The 19,938-nt window shown below is 72.7% G+C and carries 15 protein-coding genes; 6 read left to right on the top strand and 9 right to left on the bottom strand.

Annotation, left to right across the window (positions count from 1 at the left end; genetic code table 11):
- The first annotated feature begins 60 nt into the window (after window positions 1–60).
- Both ACIQV3_RS04310 and ACIQV3_RS04305 read left to right on the top strand, forming a co-directional pair.
- A complete protein-coding gene (locus ACIQV3_RS04310; RefSeq protein ID WP_403709606.1) occupies window positions 61–1,740 on the top strand; it encodes an alkaline phosphatase D family protein in 1,680 nt (559 codons plus the stop codon).
- 222 nt (window positions 1,741–1,962) lie between these two features.
- Entirely contained in the window at window positions 1,963–2,904 is a 942-nt protein-coding gene (locus ACIQV3_RS04305) for a zinc metalloprotease (RefSeq protein ID WP_403710140.1), read from the top strand.
- Between the two features lie 97 nt (window positions 2,905–3,001).
- Here ACIQV3_RS04305 and ACIQV3_RS04300 read toward each other — a convergent pair whose 3' ends face one another.
- Window positions 3,002–3,571 (bottom strand): dienelactone hydrolase family protein, encoded by a 570-nt coding sequence (locus ACIQV3_RS04300; protein ID WP_403709604.1) that lies wholly within the window; start codon window positions 3,569–3,571, stop codon window positions 3,002–3,004.
- A gap of 50 nt (window positions 3,572–3,621) precedes the next feature.
- On the opposite strand from ACIQV3_RS04300, the gene ACIQV3_RS04295 reads away from it, so the two are divergent.
- The gene (locus ACIQV3_RS04295) at window positions 3,622–4,650 is read left to right on the top strand and encodes a mechanosensitive ion channel family protein (protein ID WP_403709602.1); all 1,029 of its coding nucleotides are present in this window, start codon (window positions 3,622–3,624) and stop codon (window positions 4,648–4,650) included.
- Window positions 4,651–4,869: 219 nt separating this feature from the next.
- On the opposite strand, the gene ACIQV3_RS04290 is transcribed toward ACIQV3_RS04295, so the two are convergent.
- A complete protein-coding gene (locus ACIQV3_RS04290; protein ID WP_403709600.1) occupies window positions 4,870–6,225 on the bottom strand; it encodes a sensor histidine kinase in 1,356 nt (451 codons plus the stop codon).
- A 167-nt stretch (window positions 6,226–6,392) separates the two neighbouring features.
- Window positions 6,393–7,079, bottom strand: coding sequence for a response regulator transcription factor (locus ACIQV3_RS04285; RefSeq protein WP_403709598.1), 687 nt, complete (start codon window positions 7,077–7,079; stop codon window positions 6,393–6,395).
- Between the two features lie 72 nt (window positions 7,080–7,151).
- Between ACIQV3_RS04285 and ACIQV3_RS04280 the strand changes: the two genes are divergently transcribed.
- Together ACIQV3_RS04280 and ACIQV3_RS04275 are read left to right on the top strand one after the other, a co-directional pair.
- The gene (locus tag ACIQV3_RS04280) at window positions 7,152–8,342 is read left to right on the top strand and encodes a UDP-N-acetylglucosamine--N-acetylmuramyl-(pentapeptide) pyrophosphoryl-undecaprenol N-acetylglucosamine transferase (RefSeq protein ID WP_403709596.1); all 1,191 of its coding nucleotides are present in this window, start codon (window positions 7,152–7,154) and stop codon (window positions 8,340–8,342) included.
- Window positions 8,339–9,397 (top strand): SDR family NAD(P)-dependent oxidoreductase, encoded by a 1,059-nt coding sequence (locus tag ACIQV3_RS04275; protein ID WP_403709594.1) that lies wholly within the window; start codon window positions 8,339–8,341, stop codon window positions 9,395–9,397. The genes ACIQV3_RS04280 and ACIQV3_RS04275 overlap by 4 nt, the downstream gene beginning before the upstream one ends.
- 85 nt (window positions 9,398–9,482) lie before the next feature.
- Here ACIQV3_RS04275 and ACIQV3_RS04270 read toward each other — a convergent pair whose 3' ends face one another.
- From ACIQV3_RS04270 to ACIQV3_RS04250, 5 genes are all read right to left on the bottom strand, one after another.
- Complete coding sequence (locus ACIQV3_RS04270) at window positions 9,483–11,075, bottom strand: Na+/H+ antiporter (RefSeq protein WP_403709592.1); 1,593 nt, start codon at window positions 11,073–11,075, stop codon at window positions 9,483–9,485.
- 261 nt (window positions 11,076–11,336) lie between these two features.
- Complete coding sequence (locus ACIQV3_RS04265) at window positions 11,337–11,813, bottom strand: GNAT family N-acetyltransferase (protein ID WP_403709590.1); 477 nt, start codon at window positions 11,811–11,813, stop codon at window positions 11,337–11,339.
- The gene (locus tag ACIQV3_RS04260; RefSeq protein ID WP_266909448.1) at window positions 11,810–12,751 is read right to left on the bottom strand and encodes an RluA family pseudouridine synthase; all 942 of its coding nucleotides are present in this window, start codon (window positions 12,749–12,751) and stop codon (window positions 11,810–11,812) included. The genes ACIQV3_RS04265 and ACIQV3_RS04260 overlap by 4 nt, the downstream gene beginning before the upstream one ends.
- Window positions 12,752–12,792: 41 nt before the next feature.
- On the bottom strand, window positions 12,793–13,356 hold the full coding sequence (gene lspA / locus ACIQV3_RS04255) for a signal peptidase II (protein WP_403709588.1): 564 nt from the start codon (window positions 13,354–13,356) through the stop codon (window positions 12,793–12,795).
- Window positions 13,357–13,615: 259 nt separating this feature from the next.
- Complete coding sequence (locus ACIQV3_RS04250) at window positions 13,616–14,446, bottom strand: TraR/DksA family transcriptional regulator (protein WP_403709586.1); 831 nt, start codon at window positions 14,444–14,446, stop codon at window positions 13,616–13,618.
- A gap of 666 nt (window positions 14,447–15,112) precedes the next feature.
- Here ACIQV3_RS04250 and ileS point away from each other — a divergent pair.
- The gene (gene ileS, locus ACIQV3_RS04245; protein WP_403709584.1) at window positions 15,113–18,259 is read left to right on the top strand and encodes an isoleucine--tRNA ligase; all 3,147 of its coding nucleotides are present in this window, start codon (window positions 15,113–15,115) and stop codon (window positions 18,257–18,259) included.
- Window positions 18,260–18,586: 327 nt separating this feature from the next.
- Here ileS and ACIQV3_RS04240 read toward each other — a convergent pair whose 3' ends face one another.
- The gene (locus tag ACIQV3_RS04240; RefSeq protein ID WP_403709582.1) at window positions 18,587–19,867 is read right to left on the bottom strand and encodes a DivIVA domain-containing protein; all 1,281 of its coding nucleotides are present in this window, start codon (window positions 19,865–19,867) and stop codon (window positions 18,587–18,589) included.
- Between the last annotated feature and the right edge of the window lie 71 nt (window positions 19,868–19,938).

Here is a 19,938-nt window from a genome sequence, read left to right as displayed (position 1 = left end):
CCGTCCGTTGCCTTCACAGGTCTGGCACCGATCCGATACCCGTCGGTAATATGATCATCCGTGACCAGTCAACTCTCCCCTTCTTCCCCGGAATCGGCGATCGTGCCGACTCCCCGCCGCCGTACGGTCGTCCTGGCCGCGGCGGCCACGGCGGCCCTCGTCCCGATCGCCGCGCTGGGCGCCGAAGCCGCCCACGCCGCCACCGCCGACGACACCCCCTCCTTCCTGCACGGCGTCGCCTCCGGCGACCCGCTCCCCGACGGGGTCCTGCTGTGGACCCGCGTCACCCCGACCGCCGCGGCCGTACCGGGCTCCGGCGCGGGCCCGGCCGTCGCGGTGGGCTGGGAGGTCGCCGAGGACAAGGCCTTCTCCCGGATCGTCGCGAGCGGCACCGTCACCGCGAGCGCGGCCTCGGACCACACCGTCAAGGCCGATGTACGGGGCCTGCGGCCGCAGACGGCGTACTGGTACCGGTTCACCGCCGGCAGCACCGTCTCCCCGGCCGGGCGCACCCGTACCGCCCCCGCCGCCACCACCGCGCCCGCCGGGGTCCGCTTCGGTGTGGTCTCCTGCGCCAACTGGGAGGCCGGGTACTTCTCCGCGTACCGCCACCTGGCCGCGCGGGCCGACCTGGACGCCGTCCTGCACCTGGGCGACTACATCTACGAGTACAAGAGCGGCGGCTACCCCGAGCCGAAGTACGTCGTACGGCAGCACGAGCCGCTGCACGAGATCCTCACCCTGGCCGACTACCGCACCCGGCACGGGAAGTACAAGACCGACCCCGATCTCCAAGCCCTGCACCAGGCCCACCCGGTCATCGCGATCTGGGACGACCACGAGATCGCCAACGACACCTGGTCCGGCGGCGCCGAGAACCACGACCCCGCCACCGAGGGCTCCTTCGGGGCCCGCGCGGCCGCCGCCCGCCAGGCGTACTTCGAGTGGATGCCGGTGCGCACCTCCACCGAGGGCACCGTCTACCGCAGGCTGCGCTTCGGCACCCTCGCCGACCTGCACCTGCTGGACCTTCGCACCTTCCGCTCGCAGCAGGCGGGCATCGGCAGCGGCGCCGTGGACGACCCGGAGCGCAGCATCACCGGGCGGGCCCAGCTGGACTGGCTGAAGGCCGGACTGGCCGGCTCGCAGGCCACCTGGAAGCTGGTGGGCACCTCGGTGATGATCTCGCCGGTGGCCTTCGGCTCGCTGCCCGCGCACCTGCTGGGGCCCCTCTCCGAGCTGCTCGGCCTGCCCGCGGGCGGCCTCGCGGTCAACGTGGACCAGTGGGACGGGTACACGGACGACCGCCGGGAGCTGCTGGGACATCTGACGGACCGCTCCGTCCGCAACACGGTCTTCCTGACCGGCGACATCCACATGGCCTGGGCGAACGACGTCCCGGTGACGGCGGCCACCTACCCGTGGTCGCGGTCGGCGGGCGTGGAGTTCGTGGTGACGTCGGTGACCTCCGACAACGTCGACGACCTGCTGCACGTCCCGGCGGACACGGCCTCACTGGTCGCCGAGACGGCGATCAAGGCGGCCAACCGGCACGTGAAATGGCTGGACATGGACGCCCACGGCTACGGCGTGCTGGACGTGACCGCCGAGCGTTCCCAGATGGACTACTACGTGGTTTCGGACAAGCGCCGCCAGGACGCCACGGCCGCCTGGGCGCGCTCGTACCGCACGTTGAACGGGACTCAGAAGGTCGAACGGGCGGACCGGCCGGTGCGCTGACATTCGGCCGGATTTCCTGCGTGGAGGGGCACTTGGCGTAGACCAGGTGCCCCTTCGTCATCAGAAGCAACAAATCTTTTACGTAGACCACTTGACCTGTTTATGACATGCGCACGTAAGATTCCCGCCAGCTGAGGAGATCCCTCCCGCTCAACCCCCCACTCGCGAGGAGCACACGTGCGCGCTCTTGCCCGCATATCCCCCCTTCTTCGCCGCCGCCTGATGGGCGCCGCCGTACTCACCGGCACCCTGGCCTTCACCCCGCTCGCCGCCCCCACCACGGTCGCGGCCGCCAAGACCGGCGCGGAGGTGTGCGCCGAGGACGCCTCCGGCGCCGCGGCCAACGCCCGTGTGGCGCGCCCGAAGGACCAGCACGCGGCCGAGCCGAACGAGGTCACCGAGGCCCAGTCCAAGGCCATGGACGCCGACCTCAAGGCGAAGCTGGACAAGATCTCGAAGGAGCCCCGCAGCCTGCGCGCCGCCGAGGCCGCCACGAGCATCCCCGTGTACTTCCACGTCATCCACTCCGGCACCACCGGAAAGCTGACGGCCACCGACATCAGCAAGCAGCTGGCGGTCCTGAACGCGGCCTTCGCCGGCCAGGGCACCGGAAACGTCGACAGCACCTACCAGTTCACCCTGGCGGGCACCGACTACACGGACAACGCGAGCTGGTACAACCTGGCTTCCGGCTCCACGGCCGAGAAGACTATGAAGAACACCCTGCGCCAGGGCGGCGCGAACGCCCTCAACTTCTACACCGCCAACCTCTCCGGCGGGCTGCTGGGCTGGGCCACCTTCCCCAGCTCCTACGCCTCCCAGCCGAAGATGGACGGCGTGGTCGTCCTGGACACCTCGCTGCCGGGCGGCTCCGCCGCCAACTACAACGAGGGCGACACCGCGACCCACGAGGTCGGCCACTGGCTGGGCCTCTACCACACCTTCCAGGGCGGCTGTAACGGCGCGGGCGACTCCGTCTCGGACACCCCGGCCGAGAAGAGCGCGGCCTTCGAGTGCCCGACCGGACGGGACACCTGCGCCAGCAAGGCGGGCGTCGACCCGATCCACAACTTCATGGACTACACGTACGACTCCTGCATGTACCAGTTCACCGCGGGCCAGGTGACCCGCATGAAGAGCATGTGGACGGCGTACCGCGCCTGACGCACGCATGACGAAGGGGCCCCGCGAGCGGGGCCCCTTCCTCGCGTCCGCGCCCGAATGACGCCCGAATAACGCCCGAATGGCGTCTAGATACCGTCTAAATACCGTCGAGGAAGGCGAGGGCGACCGCCCAGGCCTGCTCCGCGGCCTCGGCGTCGTAGTCGTCCAGCCCCGGGTCGGTGAACAGGTGCCCGGCCCCCGGATAGCCGTGGACCTCCACGTCCGCCCCGGCCTTGCGCATCCGCAGGTACCAGGCCGTCAGCCAGTCGTGCGGCTCGAAGGGGTCCGGGTCGGCGATGTGCAGCTGCACCGGCAGCTCGTCGACGTACGAGTTCTCCTCCAGGTCGGCCGTCCCGTGCAGGAGCAGCAGCCCGCGCGCCTTCTCGTCGGCGAGCGCCAGGTGCTGGGCGACCGAACCGCCGAAGGAGAAGCCCGCGTAGACCAGGCCCTGGTCGGAATAGGGGGCCGAGGCCAGGACCGCCCGCTTGAGCAGCTCGTCACGGCCGATCGCGTCCCGGTGGGCCATGCCCTCCTCGACGGTCTCGAAGGTGCGTCCCTCGAAGAGGTCCGGCACCTGGACCTGGTGCCCGGCCGCGCGCAGCCGGTCGGCCGCCTCCCGCACGGCGGGCCGCAGCCCGTAGGTCGAATGGAAAAGCATGATGTTCATGCCCCCATCGTGCCAGCTTCGAGCGACCCCCTCCGGTTACGTTGGCCTGCATGGACACGGACTCCCTCCTGCGCCCGATCGCGGCCGTCGCCGGCACCCTGGCCATCACCCTGCTCGCGGGCTGGCTGCTGGACCTGCTGCTGCGCCGCGCCGACGCCCGGCACAGCGAAACCCCGCTGTGGGGGCTGCTGCGCCGCTGCCGCCCGCCGTTCCTGGTGGTCCTGGCCGCCTCCCTGCTCCAGGCCGTGCGCCGGCGCGCGGACGGCCCCGGGCACGTGCTGACCCTGGTCCTGATCGCGGCGGCCGCGTGGCTGCTGGTGCGCATCACGACGGCGATCGTGGACTCCACGTACGCCCGCTACGCCGCCGACGCCTCCGACCAGGCCCGGGTCCGCCGGGTCCGCACGCAGGTCACCCTCATCCAGCGGGTGGTCACGGCGGTGGTGATCGTGGTGGCCCTCGGCGCGATGCTCCTGACGTTCCCCGAGATGCGGACGGTCGGCACCTCGATGCTGGCCTCGGCGGGCGTACTCGGCATCGTGGCGGGCATCGCGGCGCAGGCCGCCCTCGGCAACCTCTTCGCCGGACTCCAGATCGCCTTCGGCGACACCGTCCGGATCGGGGACACGGTGGTGGTGGACAAGGAGTGGGGCACGGTCGAGGAGATCACCCTCACCTTCCTCACGGTCCGCACCTGGGACGAGCGCCGGATCACGATGCCGGTCGCGTACTTCACGAGCAAGCCCTACGAGAACTGGTCGCGCGGCGGCGCGCAGATGACGGGCACCGTGTTCTGGCACCTGGACCACAGCGCCCCGGTGGACCTGATGCGCGAGCAGCTGCAGCGGATCCTGAAGGACATCCCGGAATGGGACGGCCGCACCGGCTCCCTGGCCGTCACCGACACCACCCCGCACACCATCCAGGTCCGCGCGGTGGTCACGGCGAAGGACGGCGACGCCGTCTGGACCGTCCGCTGCGCGGTCCGCGAACGCCTGATCACCTGGCTGACGACCCACCACCCGTACGCCCTCCCCCACATCGCGACAACGGAGGCGACCCTCCCGCCTTCCCAGTAATCCCACCCAGCCGTCCGGGGTGTGTCCTTTCAGCCGTCCGGCGCTTGAGGACCGGGGTCTGGGGCGGAGCCCCAGGGGGTCCGGGGCGCAGCCCCGGGGAACGGTGGAACCGGGGGTCCCCGCGGACGGAGTCTGGGGGAGGGTAGGGGACCTCGCCCCGCGCAGCGGCAACGGCCGCAGCGGGGACTCCGCCCCGGAGGGCCGTGAACAGGGCCGGTGTCAGCCGGGGACCGCGAAGGTCAGCCGGAACATCGCACCCCCGCCCGGGGCGACCTCGGCCACCAGCTCCGCGGCATGCGCCCGAGCGATCTGCCGGGCCATCGCCAGCCCCAGCCCGGACCCCGGCAGGGCCCGCGCCGCCCCCGCCCGGTAGAACCGGTCGAAGACGTACGGCAGATCCTCGTCCGAGATCCCCGGCCCGTGATCCCGTACGGTCACCTCCGCGGCCCCGCCCCGGACCACCAGGCCGACCTCCACCTCCGCCCCGCCCGGGCTGAACTTCGCCGCGTTGTCCAGCAAGTTCCCCAGCAGCCGGCTGAGCCGCGCCGGCACCCCCGCCACCACCACGGGCTCCGCCGGGACGCGTACCCGGAACGCCACCCCCGGCCAGTGCGCCCGCGCGGCCCCCACGCAGTACTCCACCAGCGGAGCCAGCCGCACCTGTTCCACCAGCAGCTGCGGCTCCTCGTCGCGGGCCAGCTCGATCAGGTCGTTGACCAGCCCCGTCACCTCCCGCAGCTGCCTCCCGAGCGCCAGCGAGGCCCGTTCCCGCTGCTCCGCCGTCAGCCGGTCCCCCCGCGCCAGCAGCTCCGCGTTCGTGCGCAGCGCCGTCAGCGGGGTCCGCAGCTCGTGCGACGCGTCCGCGACGAGCCGCCGCTGCGCGGTGACGGACTGCTCCAGCTCCCCGAGCATGGTGTTGAAGCTCCCGGCCAGCCGGGTGATCTCGTCCTCGCGGCCGCGCCCGGGGGCCGGCAGTTCGATCCGGTGCCTCGGGTCCCTGGTGGCGGCGATCCGCTCGGCGGTGGCGGTGAGCCGGGTGACCGGCGCCAGACCCGTCCGCGCGACCCAGTACCCGAGCAGCGCGGCGAGCAGCACCCCGCCCGCGGCGGTGACGGCGAGCCGGCGGGCGGCCCGGTCGATGCCGGTCTCCACCGAGTCGGAGCGCACCGCGACCTGGAGGGCCCGGTCCTTGAGGAAGTCGGTGGTGAGCATCCGCGCGGGATGCCCCTCGACGACGATGTCCGTGTAGAAGGGGGCCAGTTCCCGCGCGGCCACCAGCCGGGTGGCCGGGGCCACCGGCATCCGGTAGGCGCTCTTCCCTCCTCCCGGGTCCTTGCGCGGGTCGACCGGAACGATCTGCGCGCAGGCGGGCGCGGCCAGGTACCGGCAGTCCCAGGAGGCGACCCCGGGCGGGGAGTCCCCGTACTGCTTCGCGGCGAGCCGCGCGGCCTGGGTCAGGCTCAGGTCGAGCTGCTGGTAGAGCGCGGCCCGCCCTTCGAGGAAGGCGGCCGTGCACACGCCGAGGGCCACGAAGGCCACCGCGGCGGTGACGGCCAGCGCCAGCCGGGTCCGCAACGGCCACCTGCGCCGCCACCCCGCACCGGACCCGGATCCCGCGCGGGGCCCCGCACCGGATCCCCAAGCGGGCCCCGCGCCGGATCCCGCACCGGATCCCGCACCGGATCCCCCACCGGGCCCCGCGCCGGGCCCCGCACCGGATCCCCCGCCGGATCCCCGCCCACTCACGCGGCGTCCAGCCGGTAGCCGACCCCGTGCACGGTGTGCACCAGCCGGGGCTCGCCGCCCGCCTCCAGCTTGCGGCGCAGGTAGCCGACGTAGACGGCCAGGGAGTTGGAGTCCGGCCCGAAGTCCCGGCCCCACACCAGTTCCAGGACCAGTTCGCGCGGCAGCACCTGCCCGGGGTGGCGCAGCAGCAGTTCCAGCAGCGCCGACTCGGTTCGGCTGAACTCCAGCGGCCGCTCGCCGCGCCGCCCGGTGCGGGTGGCCGGGTCGAGGACGAGGTCCCCGTACGCGAGCACGGGCGCGCCCCCGGCCGGATCGTCGGGGGCGGCCCGCCGCAGGAGGGCCCGTACCCGGGCCACGAGCTCGTCGAGCGCGAACGGTTTGACCAGGTAGTCGTCGGCGCCCGCCTCCAGCCCGTCCACCCGGTCGCTCACCGCGTCCAGGGCCGTGAGGACGAGGATGGGCGTACGGTCGCCCACCGCCCGCAGCTGCCGGCACACGGCGAGCCCGTCCAGCACCGGCATCATCACGTCGAGGACCATCGCGTCCGGCTGCCAGAGGGCCACCTCGGACAGCGCGGCCAGCCCGTCGGCCGCGCCGCGCACCTCGTACCCCTCGACGGCGAGGCCGTCCTCGACGGCGGCCCGCACCTCGGGCTCGTCGTCCACCACCAGAATCCGCTGCATGCGGCAAAGCCTCCCAAATGCTCCGGGAGAACCTCTTAGAACCTTCTTAGGGCGCACCGGAAGTCTGCGTCCATGACCTCCTCACCCTCCCCCTCATCGCTTTCCGTCGTGATCGGCGCGGGCGGCACCGGCGGCCACATCTATCCCGGCCTCGCCCTGGCGGAGGCGCTGCGCGCCGCCGTCCCGGACGCGACGATCTCGTTCATCGGCACCCAACGCGGGCTGGAGACCGAACTGATCCCGGCGGCCGGCTACCGCCTGCACACCGTGGACATGATCCCCTTCGACCCGGCGCTGGGCGCCAGGCGCTTCCTCCTCCCGGCGGCGCTGCTGCGCTCGGCCGGGCAGGCGCGGGCCGTGATCCGGGCGCAGGGCGCGCACGTGGCCGTCGGCATGGGCGGCTATCCGAGCGCCCCCGCCGTGCTCGGGGCCCGGCTGGCCGGACTGCCGGCGGTGATCCACGAGTCCAACGCGGTACCGGGCCGGGCCAACCAGTTCGCGGCCCGACTCACCCCGCACATGGCGGTGGCCTTCGACCGCAGCCGGGAGCACCTGGCGGGCGGGGCGCGGGCGCTGACCACCGGAATGCCCATCTCCGCCGCGCTGTCGGGACTGGCCGGACGGTCCCGCCCCGAGCGGGCCGCCCTGCGCGCTCGGGCCCGGCGGGAGCTCGGGGTGCCGGACGGGCGGCGGCTCGTGGTGTTCAACGGCGGCAGCCTGGGCGCCGTACGCCTGACCTCCGCCGCGGCCGGGCTGGCGGCCGCCTGGCAGGCGCGGGAGGACGTACAGCTGCTGATCAAGACGGGTCCGGCCACGCTCGCGGACACGGTGGCCGCCCTGTCCGCCTCGGGCGGGGGCCGGATCGCGCACGCCGTGCCGTACCTGGACCGGATGGACCTGGTCTACGCGGCCGCCGACCTGGTGGTGTGCCGGGCGGGCTCGGCGACGGTGGCGGAGCTCGCCGCGACCGGGATCCCCGCCGTCCTGGTCCCCTACCCGTACGCCCCGGGCGACCACCAGACGCACAACGCCCGGGTGCTGTCCGACGCGGGCGCCGGCCTCCTGCTGGCGGACGCCGAGGCCACGGCCGAGCGCCTCGCGGAGCTGCTCGGCCCGCTGCTGGCCGACCCGGCGCGGCTGGCGGCGATGGCCGGCGCGGCCGACCCGGGCCCGCACGCACGGGCCGCCGAACTACTGGCCTCGCAGGTCCTGCGGGTGGCCGGCTTCCCCTCCTTCTCCCCCACTCCCCTGGAGCTCGTATGACCACGCCCACCCCTACGCCCGAGCCCACCCCCACGCTCAGCCTCACCCCGGCACGCACCCCCGCCGACTGGAGCGGCCGTACGGTCCTGGTCACCGGCGCCGAGGGGTTCATCGGCTCCACGCTCGTCGACCTGCTGGTCGCGCGGGGCGCGAAGGTCCGCGCCTTCGTGCACTACAAGCCGTACGCCGAGAAGGGCCACCTGGCCCGCTACCTGGCCGATCCGGACGGGTCCGTGGAGATGTGGGCGGGCGACGTCCGCGACGCGGGCCGGGTCAGCGACGCGGTGGCCGGCTGCGACACGGTCTTCCACCTGGCGGCGCTGATCGGGATCCCGTACAGCTACGCCTCGCCCGGCGCGTACGTCCAGACCAACGTCACCGGTACCGAGAACATGGCCGAGGCCTGCCGCCGCCACGGCGTGCGCCGGCTCGTCCACACCTCCACCAGCGAGGTCTACGGCACGGCCCTGACCGCCCCGATCTCCGAGAGCCACCCGCTCCAGCCGCAGTCCCCGTACTCCGCGTCGAAGATCGGCTCGGACATGATGGCGCTCTCCTTCCACCATGCGTTCGAGCTTCCGGTCACGGTGGTCCGGCCGTTCAACACCTACGGCCCCCGCCAGTCGGCCCGCGCGGTCATCCCCACCATCCTGGCCCAGCTCCACTCGGGCGCCCGCGAGGTCCGCCTCGGCTCCCTGGCGCCCACCCGTGACTTCACCTACGTCACCGACACCGCCGCGGGCTTCCTCGCCGTCGCGGAATGCGACCGGGCCCTGGGCGAGGTGGTCAACCTCGGCACCGGGGAGGAGATCTCCATCGGCGACCTGGCCCGGGCCCTGATCACGGCCTCGGGCCGGGACGCGGAGGTGGTCGTCGATCCGGCCCGGCTGCGTCCCGCGGGCAGCGAGGTCCAGCGCCTCCTGTCGGACAACGCCCGGGCCCGCGACTGGGCCGGCTGGAAGCCCGAGGTCTCCCTCCAGGAGGGCCTGACCCGCACCTCGGACTGGATAGCCGCCCACCTCCACCTCTTCGCCCCGGACCGCTACCAGGTCTAGGCGTCCCTGTCGGGTCCCGCCGATCGGGCCCGATCCCCGGATCGGGCCCGGTCGCGGCACCCGACGGCCAGGGTCGTGGTTGCGGCTACGGGTTGCGCAGGCTGCGGACGTCCAGGTGCCGGAGCACCCGGTCGACGATCTCCGGATCGGCGCCCGGTTCGCTGCGCGCGGCCAGCACCTCGTGCCGGGCGGCGGACATCATCTCCCGCTGGATGCGCTGCACGTCGCGGATCCGCTCCACCCGCTTCGCGTACGCCTCCCGCCGCTCCTCGTCCACCATGTCCGGGCTGATCCTGGCGCCCACGTCGTACGCCCTGCGGTAGAGCACCTCCACCAGGTCCTCGGGCAGGTCCTCCACCTCCTCGATCTCCTTCAGCCGCCGCTTCGCGGCCTTGGCGGCGCGGATCGCGAGCGCGCGGGCGATCTCCGCCTCCGCGTCCGTGTCGGCCTCCACGCCGAGCCGGCGGACCAGCCACGGCAGGGTCAGCCCCTGGACCACCAGGGTGGACATGATCACCGCGAAGGCGATGAAGACGATCTCCTGCCGGGCCGGGAAGGGATCGCCCGCGTCCGTCTCGAAGGGAATGGCGAGCGCGAGCGCCACCGAGGCCACGCCCCGCATGCCCGCCCACCACATCACCACGGACTCCCGCCAGCTCAGCGGGATCTCCTCCTCGTAGTCGCGCCGCGAGTGGAGCCGTTTCGCCAGCCAGCCGGCCGGCAGCAGCCACACCAGCCGTACGCCGATCACGACCGCGACCACGGCCGCCGCCCACCCGGCCATCTCCCAGCCCCGCCCCTGGGCAGACCCGAACACGTGGTGCAGCTCCAGCCCGATGAGCCCGAAGGCCACACCGGTGACCAGCATGTCGACGACCTCCCAGAACGTGTGCCCGGCGAGCCGGCCCAGCACGTCGTCGGCGTCGGTCGCATACTCGGCGAGGAACAGCGCCGTGGTCAGGACGGCCAGCACGCCGGAGCCCCGGAACTCCTCGGCCAGCACGTACGCCACGAACGGCACCAGCAGGGTCAGCCCGATCTGGAGCGTGGCATCGCCGAGCCGCCCCATGAGCCGGTTGGCGGCCCAGCCGAGCCCGAGCCCCACCGCGACGGCCACGACGGCCGACAGCACGAACTCCCCGAGCGCCTCGGGCCAGGAGAAACTGCCGCTGACCGCGGCGGCGATGGCCACGTGGTAGAGCACGATGGCGGTGACGTCGTTGAAGAGCCCCTCGCCCTCCAGGATCGACACCATGCGCCGGGGCAACCCGAGCGAACCGGCAACGGCGGTGGCGGCGACGGGGTCGGGCGGGGCGACGAGCGCGCCGAGCGCGACGGCCGCGGCGATCGAGAGCCCCGGCACGAGGGCGTGCGCGGTCCAGGCGACGGCCACGGTGGTCACGAAGACCAGCGCGACGGCCAGCAGCAGGATGGGCCGTACGTTGGCGGCGAACTGCCGCCAGGAGGTCCGCTGCACGGAGGCGTACAGCAGCGGGGGCAGCACGAGCGGCAGGATGTACTCGGGCGGGATGTCGACATTGGGCACTACGGGCACCAGGGCGAGCACCACCCCGCCGAGCGTCATCAACACCGGCGAGGGCAGCCCCAACCGGTCCCCCAGCGGCACCGTCACCACGGCCCCGAGCAACAACACGAACAACAGCAGGAGCTGATCCACTCCCACACACTGCCAGTCCGCCGCGCTCGGCGACGGGGTTGAGGCTGCGTGCCGCGCCGTATCCTGGGGCGCCGGGCCCGGGGCTCTTTCAGCCGCCCGGCGTTTGAGGACCGGGGTCCGGGGTCCGGGGCGGAGCCCCAGGGTCTTTTCAGCCCGTCCGGCGTTTGAGGACCGGGTCTGGGCGGAGCCCAGGGAACGGTGGAAGGGCGGGTAGGGGACGGCCCCGCAGGGCTGCCTGCGTTCACCCAGCCAGGCTCAGGGCTACGGCAGAGCGCGCCGCATCGCCTGGTGCGGAATCCCCGCGTCCTCGAACTCCGGCCCGTAGGCCACGTACCCCAGCCGCTCGTAGAACCCCATCGCATGGGTCTGCGCGCCCAGGTCAACGGCCGCAAGGCCCAGCCGGACCGCCTCCGCCTCGATCGCCCGCACCAGCGCGACCCCCACCCCAAGTCCGCGCGCGGACTTGGAGACGGCCAGCCGCCCGAGCGAGCCGACCTCCGGGGAGCCCGTCTTGCCCAGGGCCCCGGGCCCGTACAGCAGCCGGCCGGTGCCCAGCGGCACGCCGTCCGGCCCCTCGGCCAGCACGTGCACCGCGATCTCGTCGTACGCGTCGTACTCGATCGACTCCGGCACCGACTGCTCGACCACGAACACCTCGGTCCGCACGCCGAAGCAGGCCTTCAGGTCCGCTTCGGTGGCGGCGACCCGTACGACGACACCGCCGCCGCCCGCGGTCACTCGCTCTCCTTGCGGATCACGTCCAGCGCGTTCTGCAGGTCCGCCGGGTAGGTGCTCGCGAACTCGACCCACTGCCCGTCCGAGGGGTGCTCGAACCCGAGCCGCACCGCGTGCAGCCACTGCCGGGTGAGCCCGAGGCGCTTCGCGACGGTCGGGTCGGCGCCGTAGGTCAGGTCGCCGACGCAGGGGTGCTTGTGCGCGGCCATGTGCACGCGGATCTGGTGCGTGCGGCCGGTCTCCAGCTTGATGTCCAGCAGCGAGGCGGCGCGGAAGGCCTCGATCAGGTCGTAGTGGGTGACGGAGGGCTTGCCCTCCTGGGTCACGGCCCACTTGTAGTCGGCGGTGGGGTGGCGCCCGATCGGCGCGTCGATCGTGCCGCTCATCGGGTCGGGGTGGCCCTGCACCAGCGCGTGGTAGCGCTTGTCGACGATCCGCTCGCGGAACTGGTTCTTCAGCGAGGTGTACGCGCGCTCCGACTTCGCGACGGCCATCAGGCCGGAGGTGCCGACGTCGAGCCGGTGCACGATGCCCTGGCGCTCGGAGGCGCCGGAGGTGGAGATGCGGTAGCCGGCGGCGGCCAGGCCGCCGATGACGGTGGTGCCGGTCCAGCCGGGGCTGGGGTGCGCGGCGACGCCGACCGGCTTCATGATGACGACGATGTCGTCGTCGTCATGGACGATCTCCATGCCGGGAACGGGCTCGGCGACGAGCTCGACCTTCCGCGGCGGTTCGGGCATCTCGACTTCGAGCCAGGCGCCACCGTGCACACGCTCGGACTTCCCGACGACACTGCCGTCGACCAGCACCTTTCCCGCGGCCGCGAGTTCGGCCGCCTTCGTCCGGGAAAAACCGAACATACGGGCGATCGCGGCGTCGACGCGCTCGCCCTCGAGGCCATCGGGTACGGGCAGGGTGCGGATCTCGGGAATCGTACTCACCTGTCGAGTATGCAGGACTCGACAGAAGACCATTCCCGCGATCAGTCCTTGTGGACGGTGCCGTCCGGGTCCAGGCCCTTGAAGGACAGCAGCACGATCAGGATCCCGCCGCACACGATCGCCGAGTCCGCGAGGTTGAAGACGGCGAAGTGGGCGGGTGCGATGAAGTCGACGACCGCACCGCGGAAGACGCCCGGCGAGCGGAAGATCCGGTCGGTGAGGTTGCCCAGCGCCCCGCCCAGCAGCAGGCCCAGCGCGATCGCCCAGGGCAGGCTGTACAGCTTCCGCGCGAGCCGCACGATCACCACGATGACGGTGGCGGCGATGCAGGTGAAGATGATCGTGAAGGCCTCGCCGAAGCCGAAGGCGGCTCCGGGGTTGCGGATCGCGTCGAACTTCAGCAGGTCTCCGATGACCTGGATCGACGGCTGGTGCTCCAGCTTCGCGACGACCAGCATCTTGCTGCCCAGGTCGACCAGGTAGGCGAGAAGCGCCACGACGAGCAGCGCGGCGATCCGCCGCCGCCCCTTGGGCGCGGCGGATTCGGGCTGGGTACCGTCTTCCCCGACCTCCGGCGTACCGATGATGCGCTCCGCCTCTGCCACGTGAGTCCCTCGAACTAGCTCGAACCAGGTTGCCGGACGGTACGGCGCCGCCGCCGACCAGCCCGCCAGGTACCTGGACCCTGACGAGACACGAGAGTACGTCAGGGCACCCTTCGGCCGCCGCCCCGGCCGCCGACCCGGCCGGACCCCGGCGGAGCCTGCCCGCGCGGACCCGGGGCCCTCCGGCGCCCGCGCGGGGCCCTCCGGCGCCCGACCGGGGCCCGCCCGGCCCGCGCTCCGGCCCGCGCCCGGCCCCCGCTCAGTGCCGCCGCTCCTGCTTCTGCTTGCAGTCCACGCACAGCGTGGCTCGCGGGAAGGCCTGCATCCGCGCCTTGCCGATGGGCTGCCCGCAGTTCTCGCAGAGGCCGTACGTGCCGGACTCCAGCCGTTCCAGCGCGCGCTCGGTCTGCTCCAGCATCGAGTTGGCGTTCGCCGCGAGGGCGAGCTCGGACTCCCGGGTGATGTTCTTGGTCCCGGTGTCGGCCTGGTCGTCGCCGGCGCCGTCGCCGGAGTCCCTCATCAGCCCGGAGATGGCCGCGTCGGAGGCCTGGAGCTCGGCGCGCAGCCGCAGCACCTCGCTCTCCAGCTCGGCCCGCGCGTCGGCGACCTCGTCCGGGGTCCAGGGGTCCTCGCCGGGCCGTACGGCGAGCTCGCCGGGGGCCAGCCCCGCGGTGCCCCGCGCCTTCGGCAGCCCGCTGGTCGCGGCCGTGGCCGTCTTCCTGGCCGTGCCGGTGCTCTTCTTGGCAACCACTTTCCGGGCTCCCGTCTCGTGCGCGGCCTGCGCCGCCCCCTCGGCCCCGGCCGTCTTGGCCGCGGCCGTCTTCGCGGCCGTCTTCGTGGCCGTCTTCGTCGTGGCCGTCTTCGTGGCCGTCTTCGTCGTGGCCGTCTTCGTGGCCGTCTTCGTCGTGGCCGTCTTCTTCGCGGCGGCCTTCTTCGTGGCGGCCGCCTTCTTCCCGGCGGCAGCACCTTCCACCGGTCCGGCCTCCGGATCGGGGGCCGCCACCTCCGTCACCGGCTCCTGCGCCGGCTTCTCCGCAGCCTTCCCGACAGCCTTCTTGGCAGTACTCCCGGCGGTCTTCTTCGCCACCATGGCCGCGGCCCCTTCACATACTGTGATCATTGCTCGCGAATCGTGCCGGAACGATAAATCGACTCCGGCCCCGCGGCAACGGGGCACGCGTCCATCGAGGTCAACCTGCATCCGTTGTGCCCAGCGGGGAGCCCGGTAATCCGCCCCACCCGCCCCACCGCAGCCCGGAGCGGCCCGTCGGCCCATTCGGGTCAATCCGGGCCCGGTCCGGGAGGGGCGCGGGCCGGCTCCGGGCCCGGGTCCGAGACCGGTTCCGAGCCCCGGCCGGGACTCCGGTCCAGGCCCCGGCCCGCGCCCCGCCCGGACCCCCGCGCCACGCCCCGCAAACCGGTCTGCCGACCGGCGCCCCGGCCCGTACACTGGGCCCAGCGAGAGGCATGGATGGGGACGAGTAGCGTCGGACGCAGCCAGGAGCGACCCGGGGACGGTGAGAGCCCGGGGGCGAGCGCGATGCGAAGGATCACCCCGGAGCCGCCGGAAGAAAGTCCACCGGGATTCCCGTAGGGCGAGTAGAACCGGCTTCGCACCCCAATGAGGGGGCCGGCGGACCACAGGTCCGCGGGCCAAGGAGGGTGGTACCGCGGGAGCAGCAGGTCCTTCGAAACGAGGGCGGCTCTCGTCCCTCCGGACGGAAGTGACACCCCGCCGGAGGAAGAGTTCAGCCTCATGACCACACCGCCGCAGTACCGCCCGGTACCCGCCCAGGTCGACCTGCCTGCCCTCGAGCACGCGGTCCTCGACTTCTGGCGCGAGAGCAAGACCTTCGCCAAGACCCTGGAGCAGTCCGAGGGACGCCCCGAGTGGGTCTTCTACGAGGGCCCGCCCACCGCGAACGGCATGCCCGGCGCGCACCACATCGAGGCCCGCGTCTTCAAGGACGTCTTCCCCCGGTTCCGCACCATGCGCGGCTACCACGTGGCCCGCAAGGCCGGCTGGGACTGCCACGGCCTGCCCGTCGAGCTCGCCGTCGAGAAGGAACTGGGCTTCAACGGCAAGAAGGACATCGAGGCGTACGGCATCGCCGAGTTCAACGCCAAGTGCCGCGAGTCGGTGACCCGCCACACCGACGCCTTCACCGAGCTCACGAACCGGATGGGCTACTGGGTCGACCTCGACGACGCCTACCGCACCATGGACCCCGAGTACGTCGAGTCCGTGTGGTGGTCGCTGAAGGAGATCTTCAACAAGGGCCTGCTCACCCAGGACCACCGGGTGGCCCCCTGGTGCCCCCGGTGCGGCACCGGCCTCTCGGACCACGAGCTGGCGCAGGGCTACGAGACGGTCGTCGACCCCTCGGTCTACGTCCGCTTCCCGCTGACCTCCGGCCCCCTGGCGGGCGAGGCCGCGCTGGTCGTCTGGACGACCACCCCCTGGACCCTGGTCTCCAACACCGCCGTGGCCGCGCACCCCGACGTCACCTACGCCGTCGCCACCAACGGCGAAGAGAAGCTGGTCGTCGCCCAGCCCCTGCTGGAGAAGTCCCTCGGCGAGGGCTGGGAGGCCACCGGGCTGAGCTTCACGGGCAAGGAGATGGAGCGCTGGACCTACCAGCGCCCCTTCGACCTGGTCGAGTTCCCGGCCGAGGCGCACTACATCGTCAACGCCGAGTACGTCACGACCGAGGACGGCACCGGTCTGGTCCACCAGTCCCCCGCCTTCGGCGCCGACGACCTCGCGGTCTGCCGCGCGTACGGCCTGCCGGTCGTGAACCCGGTCCGCCCCGACGGCACCTTCGAGGAGGAGGTCCCGCTCGTCGGCGGCGTCTTCTTCAAGAAGGCCGACGAGAAGCTGACCGCCGACCTCGACGCGCGCGGCCTGCTCTTCAAGCACATCGCCTACGAGCACAGCTACCCGCACTGCTGGCGCTGCCACACCGCCCTGCTCTACTACGCTCAGCCGTCCTGGTACGTCCGCACCACCGCCGTCAAGGACGCGATGCTGCGGGAGAACGAGAAGACCAACTGGTTCCCGGACTCCGTCAAGCAGGGCCGCTTCGGCGACTGGCTGAACAACAACATCGACTGGGCGCTGTCCCGCAACCGCTACTGGGGCACCCCGCTGCCCATCTGGCGCTGCGAGGAGAACCACCTCACCTGCGTCGGCTCCCTCGCCGAGCTGAGCGACCTCACGGGCACGGACCAGTCGAACCTGGACCCGCACCGCCCGTACATCGACGAGGTCACCTTCCCCTGCACGGCGGAGGGCTGCGAGCTCACCTCGGTGCGCGTGCCGGAGGTCATCGACGCCTGGTACGACTCGGGTTCGATGCCGTTCGCGCAGTGGGGCTACCCGCACAAGAACAAGGAGATCTTCGAGAAGCGCTACCCGGCGCAGTTCATCTCGGAGGCCATCGACCAGACGCGCGGGTGGTTCTACACGCTGATGGCGGTGGGCACCCTCGTCTTCGACAAGTCCTCCTACGAGAACGTGGTCTGCCTGGGCCACATCCTCGCCGAGGACGGCCGCAAGATGTCCAAGCACCTGGGCAACACCCTCGAGCCGATCCAGCTGATGGACACTCACGGCGCGGACGCCGTCCGCTGGTTCATGGCGGCGGGCGGCTCCCCGTGGGCGGCGCGCCGCGTCGGCCACGGCACCATCCAGGAGGTCGTCCGCAAGACGCTCCTCACGTACTGGAACACGGTCGCCTTCCAGGCCCTGTACGCCCGCACGTCGAACTGGGCCCCCTCGGCCTCCGACCCGGCGCCCGCGGACCGCACGGTCCTCGACCGCTGGCTGCTCTCGGAGCTCCACACCCTCACGACCGAGGTCACCGAGGCGATGGAGTCCTACGACACCCAGCGCGCCGGCAAGCTGCTCTCCTCCTTCGTGGACGACCTCTCCAACTGGTACGTCCGCCGCTCGCGGCGCCGCTTCTGGCAGGGCGACGCGGCCGCGCTGCGCACCCTGCACGAGGTGGTCGAGACGGTCACCCGCCTCCTCGCCCCCCTCACCCCCTTCATCACGGAGCGGGTCTGGCAGGACATGGTCGTCCCGGTCACCCAGGACGCCCCGGAGTCGGTGCACCTGACCACGTGGCCGGTCCCGGACGCCTCGGCGATCGACCCGGAGCTGTCCCGGCAGATGCTGCTGGTACGCCGCCTCGTGGAGCTGGGCCGCGCGACGCGGGCCGAGTCGGGCGTGAAGACCCGCCAGCCGCTGTCCCGCGCGCTGGTCGCCGTATCGGGCTTCGAGACCCTCTCCCCCGAGCTGCACTCGCAGATCACGGAGGAGCTGAACGTCTCGTCGCTGGCCTCCCTCTCGGAGGTCGGCGGATCCCTGGTCGACACCACGGCCAAGGCGAACTTCCGTGCGCTGGGCAAGCGGTTCGGCAAGGGCGTGCAGGACGTGGCGAAGGCGGTGGCCGCGGCCGACGCGGCGGCGCTGTCGCTGGCCCTGCGCTCCGGTGGGGCCTCGGTGGAGGTGAACGGCGAGACCGTCACCCTCACCCCCGAGGAGGTCATCATCACGGAGACCCCGCGCGAGGGCTGGTCCGTGGCCTCCGACTCCGGCGCGACGGTGGCGCTGGACCTGGAGATCACCCCGGAGCTCCGCCTGGCGGGCCTGGCCCGTGACGCGATCCGCCTGATCCAGGAGGCCCGGAAGAACTCCGGCCTGGACGTCGCGGACCGCATCGCCCTGCGCTGGTCCACGTCGGACCCCGAGCTGGTGACGGCCCTGACCGACCACGCGACGCTGATCGCGGACGAGGTCCTGGCCACGGACTACGCCTCCGGCGAGGCCGACGCGTCGTACGGCGCCCCCTTCGAGGACGAGCCCCTGGGCCTGACCTTCCGCCTCCGCAAGGCGTAGCCCCCGGGCCGAAGCGGCCCGCGCCCCCTTGCCGGGGGGTGCGGGCCGCTTCGCGTTTCCCCTACCCGCCCTTCCACCGTTCCCCGGGCTCCGCCCGGACCCGGTCCTCAAACGCCGGACGGGCTGGAAGATCCAGCCTCGCCGGCGTTTGAGGCGCGGGGTCTGGGGCGGAGCCCAGGGAACGGTGGAAGGGCGGGTAGGGGACCTCGCCCCGCGCAGCGGCACACCCGCACCCGCCCACGCGGGCCCGGGTACGGAAACGGGCCGGGCCCGGTGCCCCCGAAGGGGAACCGGGCCCGGCCCGTGCCGTCTGCCGACGGATACCGCTTAGTTGTCGTCCTCGTCGATCAGGAAGCCCCGCATGGGAGACGGCGCCTGCTGCATCGGCTGCGGAGCAGCCGGCCGCACCGGAGCCATCGGCTGCGTCATCGCCGGGGACATCTGCTGCTGGCCGCCACCGTAGGAGGGGGCCATCGGGGACGGGCCACCCATCGGGGAGGGGCCGCCGCCCATGGACGGACCGCCCATGGAGTGCATCGCACCGGCCGGAGCCATCGACGGGGTCGGCGACGGCGGCAGCGCGGGACCGGCGGGGTTCCGCGGCGGAGCCAGCGAGTCGTCGGCCTGCGTCTCCAGCTGGCGCAGCTGCGATTCCAGGTAGGACTTCAGACGGGTGCGGTACTCGCGCTCGAAGCCCCGCAGGTCCTCGACCTTGCGCTCCAGCGTGGCGCGGGCGGACTCCAGGGAGCCCATCGCGACGCGGTGCTTCTCCTGCGCGTCCCGCTCCAGCGCGTCGGCCTTGGCGCGGGCGTCCCGCTCCAGGCCCTCGGCGCGCGACCGGGCCTCGCCGACGATCTTGTTGGCCTCGGAGCGGGCCTCCGCGATCGCCTGGTCGGCGGTCTGCTGCGCGAGCGACAGGACGCGGGCGGCGCTGTCGCCACCGGGACCCTGCTGCGGGAGCTGCTGCGGCTGCTGGTGCATCTGCTGGCCCATCGGCTGCATCTGCTGCCCCATGGGCTGCATCTGCTGGCCCATCGGCTGGCCCATCTGCTGGCCGAGCGGGTTCTGGCCACCCATGGACTGCTGCTGCATGGGGTTGCCCATCGGGCCGGGACCCTGCTGGCCCATGCCCTGCTGACCCATGCCCTGCTGGCCCATCTGCTGCTGGCCCATGCCCTGCTGGCCCATCTGCTGCTGCCCACCCATGGTGTGCTGCTGCATGGGGTTGCCCATCGGGCCGGGACCCTGCTGGCCGTGCCCACCGGGGCCGGCGGGAAGCTGGGGCGGGCCACCCGGAAGCTGCGGCTGACCCATCTGGGGCTGCTGCTGCGGGGGGCCGGATATGGCCGCGGGCACGGGGGCGCCGGGGCCACGCTGGCCTCCACCGTCCTGGGGGTCCGGCTTGCGCATGCCCTGCTGCTGGTTCTGCGCGGCGGCACGCGTCGCGGCCGCCAGCTTGGCGCGCAGGTCCTCGTTCTCGCGCAGCAGGCGCGTCAGTTCGGACTCGACCTCGTCGAGGAAGGCGTCGACCTCGTCCTCGTCATAGCCCTCTCGCAGGCGGACGGTCGTGAACTGCTTGTTCCGCACGTCCTCGGGAGTCAGCGGCATGTCTTCTTCACCTCTACGTAGTCGTCGGCAGTCGGCAGGACCGTATCGGGACTGTCCCCGCGCCTGCGGGG

Source organism: Streptomyces sp. NPDC099050 (genome assembly GCF_044759865.1).
GTDB lineage: Bacteria > Actinomycetota > Actinomycetes > Streptomycetales > Streptomycetaceae > Streptomyces.
The sequence above is the reverse complement of the archived record's forward strand: the minus strand, read 5'-3'. Positions and strand labels throughout refer to the sequence as shown.

Coding starts and splice junctions, on each gene's coding strand:
- ACIQV3_RS04305 (WP_403710140.1), top strand. CDS start 1,963: ATGGGCGCCGCCGTACTCACCGGCACCCTGGCCTTCACCCCGCTCGCC.
- ACIQV3_RS04300 (WP_403709604.1), bottom strand. CDS start 3,571: ATGAACATCATGCTTTTCCATTCGACCTACGGGCTGCGGCCCGCCGTG.
- ACIQV3_RS04295 (WP_403709602.1), top strand. CDS start 3,622: ATGGACACGGACTCCCTCCTGCGCCCGATCGCGGCCGTCGCCGGCACC.
- ACIQV3_RS04285 (WP_403709598.1), bottom strand. CDS start 7,079: ATGCAGCGGATTCTGGTGGTGGACGACGAGCCCGAGGTGCGGGCCGCC.
- ACIQV3_RS04280 (WP_403709596.1), top strand. CDS start 7,152: ATGACCTCCTCACCCTCCCCCTCATCGCTTTCCGTCGTGATCGGCGCG.
- ACIQV3_RS04275 (WP_403709594.1), top strand. CDS start 8,339: ATGACCACGCCCACCCCTACGCCCGAGCCCACCCCCACGCTCAGCCTC.
- ACIQV3_RS04250 (WP_403709586.1), bottom strand. CDS start 14,446: ATGGTGGCGAAGAAGACCGCCGGGAGTACTGCCAAGAAGGCTGTCGGG.
- ileS (WP_403709584.1), top strand. CDS start 15,113: ATGACCACACCGCCGCAGTACCGCCCGGTACCCGCCCAGGTCGACCTG.
- ACIQV3_RS04240 (WP_403709582.1), bottom strand. CDS start 19,867: ATGCCGCTGACTCCCGAGGACGTGCGGAACAAGCAGTTCACGACCGTC.